Source organism: Bradyrhizobium ivorense (genome assembly GCF_900696085.1).
Taxonomy (GTDB): Bacteria; Pseudomonadota; Alphaproteobacteria; order Rhizobiales; family Xanthobacteraceae; genus Bradyrhizobium; species Bradyrhizobium ivorense.
Genome location: NZ_CAADFC020000030.1, coordinates 119592 through 135237 on the forward strand (window position 1 = coordinate 119592; position 15646 = coordinate 135237).

The window sequence follows — 15646 nt, forward strand, 5'->3', positions numbered from 1 at the left end:
GTTTGGAACTTGAACGGATACCGTGGGTTTTGGTTCCTGAATGGCCGCGCGGGCGGCGGCCGTCGTTTGCCCCGGGATTTCTGACGTGCCGCTGAAAAACCTGTCGACCTATCGCAAGAAACGCGATTTCGAGAAGACCAACGAGCCATCCGGCGACGTCAAGGTTGCGCCGGCCAAGCAGCGGCGCTTCGTCATCCAGAAGCATGATGCGACGCGGCTGCACTATGATTTCAGGCTCGAGTTCGACGGCGTCTTCAAGTCCTGGGCGGTGACGCGCGGCCCCTCGCTCGATCCGCATGACAAGCGGCTCGCGGTCGAGGTCGAGGATCATCCGCTCGACTACGGCGATTTCGAAGGCACCATTCCGAACGACCAGTATGGCGGCGGCACCGTACAGCTGTGGGATCGCGGCACTTGGGAATCGGACGATCCCGAGCGCGGCTTCAGGAAGGGCGATTTGAAATTCACGCTTCAAGGCGACAAGCTGCATGGCAGCTGGGTGCTGGTGCGGATGAAGAGCGATCGCTATGGCGGCAAGCGCACCAACTGGCTCCTGATCAAGCACCGCGACGAATATGCCGTCGACGGCAACGGCGAAGACATTCTTGCCGAGGATCGCTCGGTCGCCTCGGGGCGCTCGATGGCGCAGATCGCATCCGGCAAGGGGCGGGCGCCAAAACCGTTCATGCTGGCCAAGGGCAACGGCAAGACCAAAGCCGACGCGGTCTGGCACTCCAATCACGGCATCGCCGCGGAGGCGCGCGCCAGGACCAAGGCGCCGGCGCCCAAGCAGCGATTGAAGGAGGCTCGGCCGACCAAGGCACCGCCCACGGAGGCGCCGCGCCAGGCCAAGCCGAAGCAGGTCTCGGAGATGCCGGATTTCGTCGCGCCGCAGCTCTGCGCCGCGGTCGAAACGCCGCCCGGCGGCGCCGGCTGGTGCCATGAGATCAAGTTCGACGGCTACCGAATGCAGCTGCGCGTCGCGGACGGCGCGGCGGTGCTGAAGACCCGCAAGGCGCTCGACTGGACCGACAAGTTCGGCGCGATCGCGAAGGAGGCTGGTAAGCTGCCGGACGTGCTGATCGACGGCGAGATCGTCGCGCTCGACAAGCACGGCACACCGCATTTTTCCACCCTGCAGGCCGCGCTGTCCGACGGCAAGACCGATCGGCTGATCTTCTACGCCTTCGATCTGCTGTTCGAGGCGACCTCCGACCTGCGCCCGCTGCCGCTCGCCGAGCGCAAGGCGCGGCTGAAGGCGTTGCTCGAGGCGCGCAAGGGCAAGAATCCCGTGATCCGCTATGTCGAGCATTTCGAGCAGAGCGGCCCGGCGGTGCTGGACTCGGCGCGCAAGCTCAAGCTCGAAGGCATCGTCTCCAAGCGGCTCGACGGCGCCTACCGCTCGGGCCGCTCCGATGACTGGACCAAGGCCAAAATCCGTGCCGGCCACGAGGTGGTGATCGGCGGCTGGAAGACCACCGGCGGCAAATTCCGCTCGCTGATGGCCGGCGTCTACCGCGGCGATCATCTCGCCTTTGTCGGCATCGTCGGTACCGGCTTTGGCGCAGACACGGTTCGCCGCATCATGCCGGCGCTGAAGGCGGCGGAAGCTGACAAGAGCCCGTTCGGCGGCAAGGACGCGCCGAAGAAGACGCGCGACGTGCACTGGCTGAAGCCGGAGCTGGTCGCCGAGATCGAGTTCGCCGGCTGGACCGACGCCGGCAATATCCGCCAGGCCGCGTTCAAGGGCCTGCGCCAGGACAAGCCGGCGCACGAGGTGGAAGCCGAGACGCCGGTCAAAACCACAGTGGTGAAGCCGATGGCCAAAGCTGCGGGGAAGGCGTCCGGCGGTGTGATGGGGGTCGCCATCTCGAACCCGGACAAGGCGCTGTGGCCCGATGCCGGCGACGGCGAGGCGGTGACCAAGCTCGAGCTGGCAAGATATTTCGAGGCGGTCGGCGCATGGATGATCGGCTATCTCAAGGGCCGGCCGTGCTCGATCGTGCGCGCGCCCGACGGCATCAAGGGCGAGACCTTCTTCCAGCGCCACGCGATGGCCGGCACGTCGAAACTGCTGAAGCTCGCCAAAGTCTCCGGCGACCGCAAACCCTATCTGCAGATCGACCAGGTCGAGGGCCTCGCCGCGGTCGCGCAGGCCGGCGGGCTCGAGCTGCATCCGTGGAATTGCGCACCCGATGCCTATGACACGCCGGGCCGGCTGGTGTTCGACCTCGATCCCGCGCCCGATGTCGCGTTCCCGGATGTGGTCGAGGCCGCCAAGGACATGCGCCGGCGGCTCTCCGCGGTCGGTCTCGAAAGCTTCTGCAAGACCACCGGCGGCAAGGGCCTGCACGTGGTGGCGCCGCTGCTGTCCGGCGCCAGGGACAAGGCGACGTGGAAGGAGGCCAAGGCCTTCGCGCAGGCGATCTGCCAATGGATGGAGCAGGACGATCCCGCGCGCTATCTGATCAACATGTCCAAGGCCAAGCGCAAGGGAAAGATCTTTCTCGACTATCTGCGCAACGACCGGCTCTCGACCGCGGTCGCGGTGCTGTCGCCGCGGGCGCGTCCGGGCGCCACGGTATCGATGCCGCTGACCTGGGCGCAACTGCGCGGCGATCTCGATCCGAAGGCCTACACGCTGCGCACCGTGCCGGCGCTGCTGGCGAAGACCAAGGCCTGGGACGGCTACGAGGACGCGGCGTCATCGATCAAGACGGCGGTCAAGAAGCTCGCGGCGCAGTAGCCTCTCTCCGTCATACCCCGCGAAAGCGGGGTATCCAGTACGCCGCGGCTTATCGGTTCAATCAACGCCGTCTCTGGAATACTGGATCACCCGCTTTCGCGGGTGATGACAGTCGTTTTGTGGAAGCCGTATGCCGCTAGAGCCGTCCCAGCAGCAGCAGGATCAGCAGGATCACGATCACGAGGCCCAGGCCGCCGCCGCCGTAATAGCCGGTGCCGTAGAACGGGCCGCCGCCGATCCCGCTGAAGCCGCCGAGCAGCGCGATCACCAGAATGATGAGAATGATGGTTCCAATTGACATCTCGTGTCTCCTCAGCCCCGCGGGCCTCACTCTTTCTGCCCTTCGGAAAAGCCAACAATCCGCATCTGCGAAGGTTCCGGCTCCCGCAGCGCGATAAAACTGTGTGCGTCTTCCGTTTTCGAGGAACCGAACTACATCAACGAAATCGAGGGAGGACCGCCCGCATGTCGGCGCCACTGATCGTCTCGATTCCGCACAGCCTCGGCCGCGACGAGGCCATGCGGCGTCTCAAGACCGGCTTGTCGCGCGCGGCCGCGAGCGTGCCGGTGCTGAGCGTCGACGAGGAGCGCTGGGACGACAACCGCATGAACTTTCGCGTCCGCGCGCTGGGACAGGTCGCGGCCGGACAGGTCGAGGTCGAGGATGCCTATGTGCGGGTCGAGGTGACGCTGCCATGGCTGCTGCAGCGGTTTGCCGAAGTCGCACAGGCCGCCATTCAGAAGCACGGGCAATTGCTGCTGACCAAGCGCTGACCTGCAGCTTAGCCATTTGCTTGAGCATGATCTTTCCGGAAAACCGCTTTGCACTTTTCCGGATCATGCTCTAGGCGTGTGAGGGCGACCGCTTGGCCGCTCGTTTTGCGCTCGCCGCGACCTTTGTCTTCAGCACCGCGACCGGCAGAGGGGCGAAGAGCTTCGAGAGTTCAATCTCTCTGCCGCCGCCCGGGAGCGCATATCCCGCCACATCGATCGCGCCCTCGAATGTCTCGGGACGCGGCCATGCCCGCCCGCCTTGCGTGAAGGGAGCAAACGATTTTGCCACCGCGACGATGACAGCGTCGCGGCCGTGACGCCTTGCGAAGGCCACGACACGATCGCGATGCGGGCCGCTGACCGCGAGCGGTGCATAGTCGCCACTGGTGAAGACATCGGGCAGTTCGTTGCGCAGCCGCAGGAGATGCCGTGTCCAGGCGAACTTCAGCCGGCCGTCACGCCAGTGTTGCGCCAGCGCATCCCAATCCGGCGTTTCGAGCGCCTTTAGCGCCGCCGCGCGTTCGGCAAAATCGACCGGCCGGCGGTTGTCGGGATCGACCAGCGAAAAATCCCACAATTCGGTGCCCTGGTAGAAATCCGGCACGCCCGGCATGGTCGCCTTCAGCGTCACCTGGCTGAGCGAGTTCAGTGCGCCGATCAGTGCGGTGCGTTGCGCCAGCGTATCCAGTGCCTCCAGAAACTCGGGCGAGGTGTTGCGATCCAGAATCCGCTCGATGAAGGTCTTGATGCCGTCTTCATAGGGCGCATGCGGATTGAGCCAGCTGGTCTCCTGCTTGCCCTCGCGCGCGGCCTTAAGGGCGTAGGCCTGGATGCGGTCGACAAAATCCTTGTCGGCTGGATCCCAGGCGCCGAGCAGGGCCTGATACAGCATGTATTCGAACGTCGCCGACGGCGCCCGCATCTCACCGTCGAGCACGAGATGCGGCGCGTTCAAGACCTTCCAGCGCGCCACCGCGCTGGTCCATTCGCCGGGAATCTCGGCCAGCGCCATGATGCGGGCGCGAGCATCCTCGCCGCGCTTGGTGTCGTGGGTTGCCGTCGCCGTCATGCCGTGCGGCCAGTCGCGAGCGCGCGCCTGCATCATGGCGTGAAAGTCATCGGCCGGCAGCGCGCTCGCCGCGGGATCGCCGCCGACCTCGTTCAGCGCCAGCAGGCGGTGGTAGCGATAGAACGTGGTGTCCTCCAGCGACTTCGCCATCATCGGCCCGGTGAACTGCTGCACCTTCAGCGCGAAGCGGCGCACCCGCGGCGTCGAGTGCGGCGGACGGCCGGGCTTCAACAAATCCATGGTCAGCGCGTCGCGCAGGAAATCGAAAATGCCTTCGTCGGCGGCGAACCAGTCGGCGCGGGCGCGCGCGATGGTCGCGCTGATCAGCGCGCGGTCATGCGTTGTCGGTCCCGCGGCGGTGAGGTAGGTGCGGTACACCGGGAAATGCAGCACATAGAGCTCGAGCGCCTGGCGCAGGCTGTCGGCGGAAAAGTCCCGGCTGCTGTAGTGGCCGTTGGCGATGCGCGCCAGAATGCGCGCCAGCACGGTGAATTCGCTGGTCAGCAGGGTCTCCAGCACCCGCCGCTTGGCCTCGCGCAGCACCGGCACGAGGTTCGGCGAGCGGTTGCTGATCTGGCGCCAGATCTCGCCGAGCGGATCGAGCCCGCTGCCGTCGACCAGCAGCTGGCCGATCACGTTCATCCATTCATAGCCGGTGGTGCCGTGGACGCCGGCAAAGCGCGGCAGCTTCTCGTCCTCGCCGAGGATCTTTTCGACCACCATGTAGAACGGCTTTGCCTTTGGCCCCTGCGCGGCGCGGATCAATCGGCGCAGCCGTTGGAAATATTGGGCGGGGTCGCGCAGGCCGTCGATGTGGTCGAGCCGCAGGCCCTGTAGCCGGTCCTCCGCGATCAGCCGCTTCACCAGACTGTGGCTGGCCTCGAAGGTCGCGGCGTCCTCGACGCGCAGCCCCGCCAGCGTGTTGATGTCGAAGAAGCGGCGGTAGTTGATGTCGCTGGAGGCGAGCCGCCAGTGGCCGAGCTTGTAATGCTGGCGCTCCAAGAGATGATGCAGCGCCAGCGTCTGGCTTGCGCCGTCGCCGGCGCGATACGCGGCGAGCCCGCGCGCAATGATGTCGGCAGCGCCGTCGATGGCGCGCAGCGCCGCCTTGAAGGCCGGCGCCTCGATGCGGTTGGGGTGACGCAGTCCGCGATATTGCGCAGCGAGCTGGAGCACGGCGCGTCCGGCCGCGCTGTCCTCGGCGCCGGCTTCGCGCACGACGGTGCGCAGCACCTCGCCATAGCGCTCCGGCGCGATCGGCAGGCGGTGCTCGTAATACCAGGCCGAAAGGCTGCCCTCGCTCGCGTCGTAGCGCAGTTCGATCTCGCCGCGCTCCAGCGCCTGGCCGTAGGACGAACCGAGGATCGGCAGCAGCACACCGCCGCGCGCCCGATACGGCAGCAGGTCCCAGTCGATGTCGAAGGAGACCGCGTGCGGCGAGGCCGGGCCCCACTCCAGCACGTCGAGCCACCACGGATTGTCGGCGAAATGCACGCCGACATGGTTCGGCACGAAATCCAGGATCAGGCCGAGATCGTTCTGCTTCAGCGCCTCGCTCAGCCGTGCAAAGCCCGCTTCGCCGCCGAGCTCCGGATTGAATTTGGTGTGGTCAACGACGTCATAGCCGTGGGTCGAGCCCTTGCGCGCCTTCATGAACGGCGAGGCATAGACGTGGCTGATGCCGAGCCTCTTCAGATACGGCACGACACGCGCGGCAGCATCGAAGTCGAAATCGGCAGTGAGTTGCAGGCGGTATGTCGCGATCGGGATCGCGAGAGGCATCGAGCTATCCGAGGTTCCAGCGCACCGCCCAGCCGGGGAGGCCCCCCGACAACGCGCCGCCCCAGATCCCGGTTCCCTTCGGCTCCGGCGCATCAGCGATCGCGCGGTCCGACAGGTTGGCGGTGAGCCGCAGCGTGCTGCCATCGCCCATCCGCCAGTGCGCGGTCAGGAGATCGCCGGCGGCGATGGCATCGCCGAAGCGCGCGCCTGCGAGCCGCGGCGTGATCTCGCGTCGGCGTACGGCGAGCAGGTCGCGCACCAGCGCCAGGCGGGCCCGGCCGGGGTCGCGGGCGAGCGCGGTCCAGTCGAGCACCGCGGATTGCATGGTCTTCTCGTCGAGCGGATCGGGAATGTCGTCGCCGTATTTGGCATAGGCCCAGGCGAACTCCTCGCGCCGTCCCTTGCGCACGGCATTGGCAAGGTCGCCCTTGAAATCGCAGAAGAACGGGAACGGCGAGGTCGCGCCCCATTCCTCGCCCATGAACAGCATCGGCGTGGTCGGCGCGATCAAGGTGACCGCGAGCGCGGCGGCAACCGCCTCAGGCTTCGCGATGCTGACGAGCCGGTCGCCGAGCGGCCGGTTGCCGATCTGGTCGTGGTTCTGCAGGAAGTTGATGAAGCAGATCGGCGACAGCGCGCCGCTCCGCTCGCCGCGCGGCTTGTTGCCCCAGAATGCCGAGACCTCGCCCTGGTAGACATAGCCGGAGGACAGCGCGCGGGCGAGCTCCTGCTTTGGCGCGCGGTAGTCGCCGTAATAGCCCTGCGTTTCCCCGGTCAGCATCACGTGCCAGACGTGATGATAGTCGTCGTTCCACTGGCCGCGGAATTTGCCGTGCGGTGGATCCTCCGCGGCGTCGAGCAGGCTCGCGAGATTGTCGCCGTTTTCGAGCACGAGGTTGATATGCCGGCTGTCGTTGGCGACGAGATGTCCTGCCGCCTTGCTGAAGTCGTGCACGACGGCGACCTCGCCGGCCTCGACGATCATGTTCACCGCGTCGAACCGGAGCCCGTCGAAGCGATAATCGCGCAGCCAGCTCACCACGCTGCCGATCGCAAAGGCACGCACTTCAGGCACGCGATAGTCGATCGCGCTGCCCCACGGCGTGTGCGCATCGGTGAAGAAGGAGGGCGCGTAGCGGCCGAGATAATTCCCCTCGGGGCCGAAATGGTTGTAGACCACGTCGAGCATCACCATCAGCCCGCGCAGATGCGCCTCGTCGATCAGGGTCTTGAGGTCTTCGGGGCGGCCGTAGGCGCTGTCGGGCGCGTACCACAGCACGCCGTCATAGCCCCAGTTGCGCTTGCCTGCAAAATCCGCGAGCGGCATCAGCTCCAGCGCCGTGATGCCGGTTGCGACCAGATGATCGAGCTTGTCGATCATGGCGCGGTAGGTGCCCTCACGCGTGAAGGTGCCGACATGAGCCTCGAGCACGACAGCCTCATGCCACGGTCGCCCGCGCCACTCGGTCGCGCGCCATTTGAAGGCTGTGTGATCGATCACCTCGCTCGGGCCGAACACGTCATCCGGCTGGAACGCAGAGGCCGGGTCTGGCACGTCGATCTTGTCATCGATGCGGAATCTGTAGCGCGTGCCGGCGCGCACGCCGGGAATCTCCGCGACGTACCAGCCGGCCGCGTCGCGCGTCAGCGGATGCGGCTTGTCGAGCAGGACGTCGACACGCTTCGCCGCCGGCGCCCACAGCCGAAAACGCGCGCCGTCCGATGTCAGCTCCGGGCCGAGATGCTGCGCACTCATGGGGCGCCTGCGAAGGCCAGCACCGCGCGCGGCGGCGCCTTGGTTTCAACGCCGGAGAGAAACTGCTCGGCCGTCTGCACGGTCCTGGTCGTGTTCAGCACCTGCTGCCAGCTCCTGTATTCGGGCATTTTCGGCATCTTGAACGCGATCTCCTGCGGTGCGGCATTGAGCACGACAAAGATCGGCGCCTGACCTTGTTCCATCGGCCCCAGAACATAAGCCACAAACCGGCTTTCCGGAAATTTCCAGTCGGATTCCTTCATCTCCTCCGCCGACGGCGTCAACCACAGCACGCCATAGCTGCCGTCGCCGCGGCGGCCGTCGAGCCAGCGCTGGCAGCGGATCTGGCCGAAGCGGCGGCGCAGCGCGGTGAGATGGCCGACGAAGTCGATGAAGTCGTCCTCGCTGCCGAGATTCTCCCAGCCGACCCAGCCCGTCTCGTTGTCCTGGCAGTAGGCGTTGTTGTTGCCGTTCTGGGTGTTGGCGACCTCGTCCCCGGCGAGGATCAGCGGCGTGCCCTGCGCGAGCAGCAGGCAGGCCAGCGCATTCTTGCGCAGCTGGCGGCGCAACGCGTTGATGGCGGGATCGTTGGTCGGGCCCTCATGGCCGCAATTGTTGCTGTGATTGTCGTTGGAGCCGTCGCGATTGTCCTCGCCATTGGCCTCGTTGTGCTTCTCGTTGTAGCTGAACAGGTCGGCGAGGGTGAAACCGTCGTGCACCGTGATGTGGTTGATGCTGGCGCGGGTGGCGCGGTTGTCGTGGTGGAACAGGTCGGAGGATGCGGTCATCCGGCTTGAGATATCGCCGATCAGGCTGCCTTCGCCGCTCCAGTAGCGCCGCATCGCGCTGCGATAGCGGTCGTTCCACTCCGACCATTGCGACGGAAACGCGCCGACCTGGTAGCCGCCGAGGCCGAGGTCCCAGGGTTCGGCGACCATCTTGGCGGTAGCCAGCACTGGGTCCTGGCGCACGGCGGTGAGGAAGGCGTGGCCGCGGTCAAAGCCGTTCGGCCCGCGCGCCAGGGTGGTGGCGAGGTCGAAGCGGAAGCCGTCGACATGGCAGACCTCGACCCAGTAGCGCAGCGAGTCCATTACCATCTGCAGCACCCGCGGATGGGTGAGGTTGACCGAGCTGCCGCAGCCGGTGAAGTCGTCGTAGAACCGCGGGTTCTCGCGGTTCAGCCAGTAATAGGAGGCGTTGTCGATGCCGCGAAAGCTCAGCGTCGGGCCCAAATGGTTGCCCTCGGCGGTATGGTTGTAGACCACGTCGAGCATGACCTCGATGCCGGCATCGTGCAGCCGCGCCACCGTGGTGCGGAAGGAGTCGAGCGGATTGTCCTGGGCGTAGCGGACCTCCGGCGCGAAGAACGCGATGCTGTTGTAGCCCCAGTAGTTCGCCAGCTTCTTCTCGACCAGGATGCGGTCGTCGATCAGGCCGTGGATCGGCAATAGCTCGATCGTGGTGACGCCAAGCCGCTTGAGGTGCTCGATCATCGCCGGCGACGACAGCCCGCCATAGGTGCCGCGCAGGTTCGGCGGCACATCCTCGCGCTTCTGCGTCAGGCCCTTGACGTGGGCCTCATAGATGATGGTGTCTTCCCAGGGAATGTGCGGCCGCATCTCGCGGCGGCCCCAGTTGAAGCTCTCGTCGACCACCGCGGCCTTCGGCATGCCGCGGGCGTTGTCGCGCCGGTCGAACGAGAGGTCCTCGCGCGCGCTGCCGGTGCGGTAGGCGAAATGCGCGTCGCTCCACACCAGCCGTCCGACCAGCCGCTTGGCATAGGGATCGAGCAGCAGCTTGTTCGGGTTGAAGCGGTGGCCGCGCTCCGGCGCATACGGCCCGTAGACGCGATAGCCGTAGAGCTGGCCCGGCGAGACGTCGTTGAGATAGCCGTGCCAGACGTCCTCGGTGCGCTCGGGCAGCTCGATGCGCTCTAGCTCGCGGCGACCCTGGCCGTCGAACAGGCAAAGCTCGACCTTCTCCGCATTGGCTGAGAACAACGCAAAATTGGTGCCCCTGCCGTCCCAGCTGGCACCAAGCCGCGACGGCGTTCCCTCGGTCAGTCGCATCATTCAGCTTTCCGGTACGAGGAAGATCGCAGCCAGCGGCGGAATGGTCAGGCTGAGCTCGGGCGTTGCTCCCTCCGCGGCGCGAATCTCGCCGGCATTGCCGACATTGGTGCCGCCGTAGTGTGTGGAATCCGAGTTGAGCACCTCGTGCCACTTGCCCGCGAACGGCACGCGGACGCGATAGTCGCGATAGACGTTGGGCGAGAAATTCGCGACCACGAGGCAGCGCGCGCGTGCGTCACTGCCCTTGCGGATCCAGGCGAACACGTTGTTGGCGGCGTCGTCGGCAATCACCCATTCGAAGCCGGCCTGGTCGCAGTCGAGCTCGTGCAGCGCCGGCACCGCGCAATAGAGCCGGTTGAGGTCGCGGATCAGGCTTTGAATGCCGCGGTGCCTCGGCTGATCCAGCAGATGCCAATCGATCGAGTGGTCGTGGTTCCACTCGCGCTCCTGGCCGAACTCGCAGCCCATGAACATCAGCTTTTTGCCGGGGTGGCCGAACATGAAGCTGTAGTACACGCGCAGATTGGCAAAGCGCTGCCAGTCGTCGCCGGGCATGCGGCCGAGGATCGAGTGCTTGCCGTGCACGACCTCGTCATGCGACAGCGGCAGGATGAAGTTTTCCGAGAAGGCGTAGTGCAGGCCGAACAGGATGTCGCCGTGATGGTATTTGCGGTGGATCGGGTCCTTGCCGATATATTTCAGCGTGTCGTGCATCCAGCCCATGTTCCACTTGTAGCCGAAGCCGAGCCCGCCATATTCGACCGGGCGCGAGACCTGCGGCCACGCGGTGGATTCCTCCGCCGCCGTCGTCGCCTGCGGAAAGCGCGCGAACACCTCGGTGTTGAAGCGGCGCAGGAAGTCGATCGCCTCGATGTTTTCGCGGCCGCCATATTTGTTCGGGATCCAGCCGCCGGAGGGGCGGCTGTAATCGAGGTAGAGCATGGAGGCGACGGCATCGACGCGCAGGCCGTCGATGCCGTAGCGATCGAGCCAGAACAGCGCGTTCGACACCAGGAAGTTGGTGACCTCGGTGCGCCCGTAATTGTAGATCAGCGTGCCCCAGTCGAGATGGCGGCCCTGCAGCGGGTTGGCGTGCTCGTAGAGCGCGGTGCCGTCGAAATGGCCGAGACCATGCGGATCGTCGGGAAAATGCCCGGGCACCCAGTCGAGCAGCACGCCGAGACCCTCGCGATGGCAGGCATCGACCAGCGCGGCGAAATCCTGCGGCGAGCCGAAGCGGCTGGTCGGCGCGAACATGCCGGTCGGCTGATAGCCCCAGGAGCCGTCGAACGGATGTTCTGATATCGGCAGGAATTCGACATGGGTGAAGCCGAGGTCGCGCGCGTAGGCCGGAAGCTGCTCGGCCATCTCGCGATAGCTCAGCCACTCATTGCGTCCCTTGCGCCGCCAGGAGCCGAGATGGACCTCGTAGATCGACATCGGCGAGCTCAGCGCATTGACGCGGTCGGGCGCCGGGCGCGGATGCGGGATGTTGCGTTCGTCGATCACGATCGATGCGGTCTTGGGGCGGACTTCGGCGGCGAAGGCGAGGGGATCGGATTTCAGCGGCAAATGCTGGCCGTTGCGCCCGATGATCTCGAACTTGTAGTGGTCGCCGACCCGCGCGCGCGGGATGAACAACTCCCAATAGCCCGGGCCGCGCACCCGCATCGGGTGCCGCCGCCCGTCCCAGAAATTGAAGTCGCCGACCACGCTGACGCGCCGCGCGTTCGGCGCCAGCACCACGAAGCCGATGCCGTCGACGCCCTCGAGCGTCATCGGATGCGCGCCAAGCGTGTCGTAGACCCGCTGATGGGTGCCTTCGCCGAGCAAATAGAGATCGAAGTCGCTCAGGATCGGCGGAAAGCGGTAGGCGTCCTCGAATTCGACGACGTTGTCGCCGAACTGCGCGCGAAGCTGGTAGCGCGTCGAGCCGTTCGGCAGCGTGCCGGCGAACAGCCCGGAGTCATGGATGCGCGCCAGCGCCGCCGTCTCGCCATGCTCGCCGATCGCCTCGACCTTGCTGGCGTCGGGCAGGAAGGCGCGCACGACGCTGCGATCCCCCTCGGTATGACGCCCGAGATAATGGAAGGGATCGGAGTGGCGGCCCTCGATGATGGCGTAGGCTTCGGCTGGCAGCTTGTTCATGCAACCTCATGCGGCTGTTGCGCCAGGATCCTCAACAGGCCGGTCAGCGGCACCCGCAGCCAATCCGGCCGGTTCGTGAGCTCATATTCGATCTCGTAGAAGGCTTTCTCAAGCAGGAAAAAGCTGAGCAGGCGCTCGGCCGCCCTGGCGTCGGCAGGCCACAGGCGCTGGCCGGCCATCACCTCGCGATAGGCCGCAAGGAACGCATCCGCGGCCTGGTCGCGCCATTCGGCGAGGGCGAGGCTCAGCCTGCCGCTCTCGTCCGGCGCGACCCTGAGCGCGCGCTCCAGCGCCGCCGTGGCCGCGTAATCGATCGAGCGGATCACGCCGGCGACGTCGCGCGCGGCCGGCGCCTTACGGCGGCGCTCGGCGATGGTGCGGCCCGGCCCGCCATCGAAATCGATGATGAAGATATCGTCCTTGACGACCAGCAACTGGCCGAGATGCAGGTCACCGTGATGGCGGATGTTGAGCCCGTCGGTGTCGCGCGGCAGCAGCGCCTTGAGCCGGTCCGGCAGCAGGTCGTGCTGCGCCAGCAGCTGGTCGGCCAGCAACCGCTCGGCATCCTTCAGGCCGTCGCGGCGCTGCTTCAGCGTGTCGAACACGCGCTCGGCGCGCGCCATGATCTCGTCGCTCCAGCGCTGGAGGTCCTCCGGCTTGGTCGGCTCGGGCGAGAAGTCCGGCATGTCCTTGCTGGCGAGCGCAATATGCAGTTCGGCGAGACGCTTTCCGCCCTGCGCCATGTGACGCATGTAAGTGGCGTGATCGCCGTTCTCCGCCGGGTCCTCGCTCGCGGCGAGCAAGCGTTGCCTTTCGACGAGGCGATCGAGGTGCGAGGCCCCAACCGTCCAGAGGTCGCCTTGGTTGACCACCATGGCATGCAGGACGGCGACCGCGCTGCGCTTGTCGCCCTCGACCAGCTCGGCGGTGCCGAGCAGGGCAGGCGTGTTGGGGAAGCCGATCACCTCGGTGAGGAAGCGGCCCATCTCGATCTCCGGATTGAGGCCGACCTCGAGCTTGCGGTAGATCTTGGTGACGTACTCATTGTCGACCAGCGCGGTCGAGTGCGGCTGATCGTTCTCGAAAACACGGATGCGCTCCGGCTGCCGGACCGGCCGGTCCGAGAAGCGGCTGGTCGGCCGGAATTCGAGCCTGAGGCCTTGCTCGCTTTCGTCGACCACGAGGTTCTCCCGCAGATTGCGCAGGAACAGTCCGGTGAAGATCTGGTCGGTGGCGACATCGAGCAGCGTGCCTTCGCGCGCGCCCTGGCGCACGGCGGCAAACGCGCGCGGATTGTAGCGCTCGCGGTCGAAGCGCACCCACTCGATCTGCATCGGCAGCACGTAGCGGCTGGTGGTGCCGCGCTCGGTGGTTTCGAAGAAGATCAGCCAGGGGCGGTTGTCGCCGATGTCGCAGAACGGGATCGCCGACACCAGCTTTGGCTGGATCGCCTTGGCGGAATGTTCCGAATACCAGCGGCAGCGCGCGAGATGGCCGGGCAGCACGTCGTGCTCGAACACGCCGCGCTCGCGCGCCAGCGACGTCCAGGTCGAGTTCAGCGGCACCACCAGCGTCTCGAACTCCGGCACCGCGCGCGGGACGACCGGCTCGGACTTGTCGCGCTCCTGCAGCTGGAACCAGTAGAAGCCGTACGGCGCGAGCGTGATCATGTAGGGCAGTTCGCCGATCGCCGGAAAGCGCGTCCGGCCCAGCATCTCCAGCGGAATGCGGTCCTTGAACGCGGAGAGGTCGAGCTGCGTGGCCTGTGCCGAACGCGACAGATTGGCGACGCAGAGGATCACCTCGCCGTTGTACTGGCGCACATAGGCGAGCACCGAGCGGTTCTCCGGGCGGATGAAGGTCATGGTGCCGCGCCCGAAGGCGAGCGTCGACTTGCGCACCGCGATCAGCCGCTTGGTCGCCGACAACAGCGACGACAGGCTGCGCGACTGTGCCTCGACATTGACGGCCTCGTAGCCGTAGACCGGGTCCATGATCGTCGGCGCATAAAGCCGTGCGGGATCGGCGCGCGAAAAACCGCCATTGCGGTCCGGCGACCATTGCATCGGCGTCCGCACGCCGTTGCGGTCGCCGAGATAGATGTTGTCGCCCATGCCGATCTCGTCGCCGTAATAGATGATCGGCGTGCCGGGGAACGACAGCAGCAGCGAATTCATCAGCTCGATCTTGCGCCGGTCATTGTCCATCAGCGGGGCAAGGCGCCGGCGGATTCCGACATTGATGCGGGCGCGCGGGTCGTTGGCGTAGGTCGACCATAGATAGTCGCGCTCGACGTCGGTGACCATTTCCAGCGTCAGCTCGTCGTGATTGCGCAGGAACAGCGCCCACTGGCAGGCGGACGGGATGTCGGGCGTCTGCCGGAGGATATCGGTGATCGGAAAGCGATCCTCCTGGGCGATCGCCATGTAGATGCGCGGCATCAGCGGGAAGTGGTAGGCCATGTGGCATTCGTCGCCATGGCCGAAATATTCCTGCACGTCCTCCGGCCATTGATTGGCCTCGGCAAGCAGCACCTTGCCCTTGGCGTAGGCGTCGAGCTCCTTGCGCAGCCGCTTGATGATGGCATGCGTCTCCGGCAGGTTCTCGTTGTTGGTGCCGTCGCGCTCGCACAGATAGGGAATCGCGTCGAGCCGGAAGCCGTCGACGCCGGTGTCGAGCCAGCGCTTCATCACCTGCACGATGGCGCTGACGACGCGGGGATTGTCGAAATTCAGGTCCGGCTGGTGCGAGAAGAAGCGATGCCAGTAGAACTGGCCGGCTTCGGGATCCCAGGTCCAGTTCGACTTTTCCGTGTCGGTAAAAATAATCCGCGTATCAAGGTATTTCTGGTCGGTGTCGCTCCAGACGTACCAGCTCCGCGCGCTCGAATTCGGCGGGCTGCGGCGTGCGCGCTTGAACCAGGCATGCTGGTCGGAGGTGTGGTTGACCACGAGCTCGGTGATGACGCGCAGGCCGCGCTTCTTGGCCTCCTGGATGAAGCGCTTGAAGTCCTTCATCGTCCCGAAATCGGGATTGATGTCGCCATAGTCGGCAATGTCGTAACCGTCGTCGCGGCCGGGCGAGGGATAGAACGGCAACAGCCACAGCGTGGTGACGCCGAGTTCCTGCAAATAGCCGAGCTTCTCCGTCAGGCCGGCGAAGTCGCCGATGCCGTCATTGTTGCTGTCGGCGAACGCCTTGACGTGCAGCTGGTAGATGATGGCGTCCTTGTACCAGAGCTCGTCCGCGGTCGCGGTCGCGATCTTCTCCTTGATATCGACAGTGGAGAATACGTTCAT

At 65.8% G+C, this 15646-nt stretch carries 8 protein-coding genes; 2 read left to right on the forward strand and 6 right to left on the reverse strand.

Annotation, left to right across the window (positions count from 1 at the left end):
- Positions 1-40: 40 nt before the first annotated feature.
- Complete coding sequence (gene ligD, locus CI41S_RS36645) at positions 41-2746, forward strand: DNA ligase D (RefSeq protein WP_139863924.1); 2706 nt, start codon at positions 41-43, stop codon at positions 2744-2746.
- Positions 2747-2882: 136 nt separating this feature from the next.
- On the opposite strand, the gene CI41S_RS36650 is transcribed toward ligD, so the two are convergent.
- Entirely contained in the window at positions 2883-3047 is a 165-nt protein-coding gene (locus tag CI41S_RS36650) for a DUF3309 family protein (protein ID WP_021080901.1), read from the reverse strand.
- A 164-nt stretch (positions 3048-3211) separates the two neighbouring features.
- Between CI41S_RS36650 and CI41S_RS36655 the strand changes: the two genes are divergently transcribed.
- On the forward strand, positions 3212-3520 hold the full coding sequence (locus tag CI41S_RS36655) for a polyhydroxyalkanoic acid system family protein (RefSeq protein ID WP_139863925.1): 309 nt from the start codon (positions 3212-3214) through the stop codon (positions 3518-3520).
- Between the two features lie 70 nt (positions 3521-3590).
- On the opposite strand, the gene treY is transcribed toward CI41S_RS36655, so the two are convergent.
- The 5 genes from treY to treS are packed head-to-tail and all read right to left on the reverse strand — an operon-like array spanning position 3591 to position 15646.
- On the reverse strand, positions 3591-6371 hold the full coding sequence (treY, locus tag CI41S_RS36660) for a malto-oligosyltrehalose synthase (protein WP_139863926.1): 2781 nt from the start codon (positions 6369-6371) through the stop codon (positions 3591-3593).
- A 4-nt stretch (positions 6372-6375) separates the two neighbouring features.
- A complete protein-coding gene (gene treZ, locus CI41S_RS36665) occupies positions 6376-8127 on the reverse strand; it encodes a malto-oligosyltrehalose trehalohydrolase (RefSeq protein WP_139863927.1) in 1752 nt (583 codons plus the stop codon).
- Entirely contained in the window at positions 8124-10196 is a 2073-nt protein-coding gene (glgX, locus tag CI41S_RS36670; RefSeq protein WP_139863989.1) for a glycogen debranching protein GlgX, read from the reverse strand. Before glgX ends, treZ begins: the two co-directional genes overlap by 4 nt.
- A 3-nt stretch (positions 10197-10199) precedes the next feature.
- Positions 10200-12347: a 1,4-alpha-glucan branching protein GlgB gene (gene glgB, locus CI41S_RS36675; RefSeq protein ID WP_139863928.1), complete on the reverse strand. Its 2148-nt coding sequence runs from the start codon at positions 12345-12347 to the stop codon at positions 10200-10202.
- Complete coding sequence (gene treS / locus CI41S_RS36680) at positions 12344-15646, reverse strand: maltose alpha-D-glucosyltransferase (protein WP_139863929.1); 3303 nt, start codon at positions 15644-15646, stop codon at positions 12344-12346. The genes glgB and treS overlap by 4 nt, the downstream gene beginning before the upstream one ends.

Excerpts from the sequence above, each read along its gene's own strand:
- ligD (WP_139863924.1), top strand. The coding sequence starts at position 41 with ATGGCCGCGCGGGCGGCGGCCGTCGTTTGCCCCGGGATTTCTGACGTG.
- CI41S_RS36650 (WP_021080901.1), bottom strand. The coding sequence starts at position 3,047 with ATGTCAATTGGAACCATCATTCTCATCATTCTGGTGATCGCGCTGCTC.
- CI41S_RS36655 (WP_139863925.1), top strand. The coding sequence starts at position 3,212 with ATGTCGGCGCCACTGATCGTCTCGATTCCGCACAGCCTCGGCCGCGAC.
- treY (WP_139863926.1), bottom strand. The coding sequence starts at position 6,371 with ATGCCTCTCGCGATCCCGATCGCGACATACCGCCTGCAACTCACTGCC.
- treZ (WP_139863927.1), bottom strand. The coding sequence starts at position 8,127 with ATGAGTGCGCAGCATCTCGGCCCGGAGCTGACATCGGACGGCGCGCGT.
- glgX (WP_139863989.1), bottom strand. The coding sequence starts at position 10,196 with ATGCGACTGACCGAGGGAACGCCGTCGCGGCTTGGTGCCAGCTGGGAC.
- glgB (WP_139863928.1), bottom strand. The coding sequence starts at position 12,347 with ATGAACAAGCTGCCAGCCGAAGCCTACGCCATCATCGAGGGCCGCCAC.
- treS (WP_139863929.1), bottom strand. The coding sequence starts at position 15,646 with ATGAACGTATTCTCCACTGTCGATATCAAGGAGAAGATCGCGACCGCG.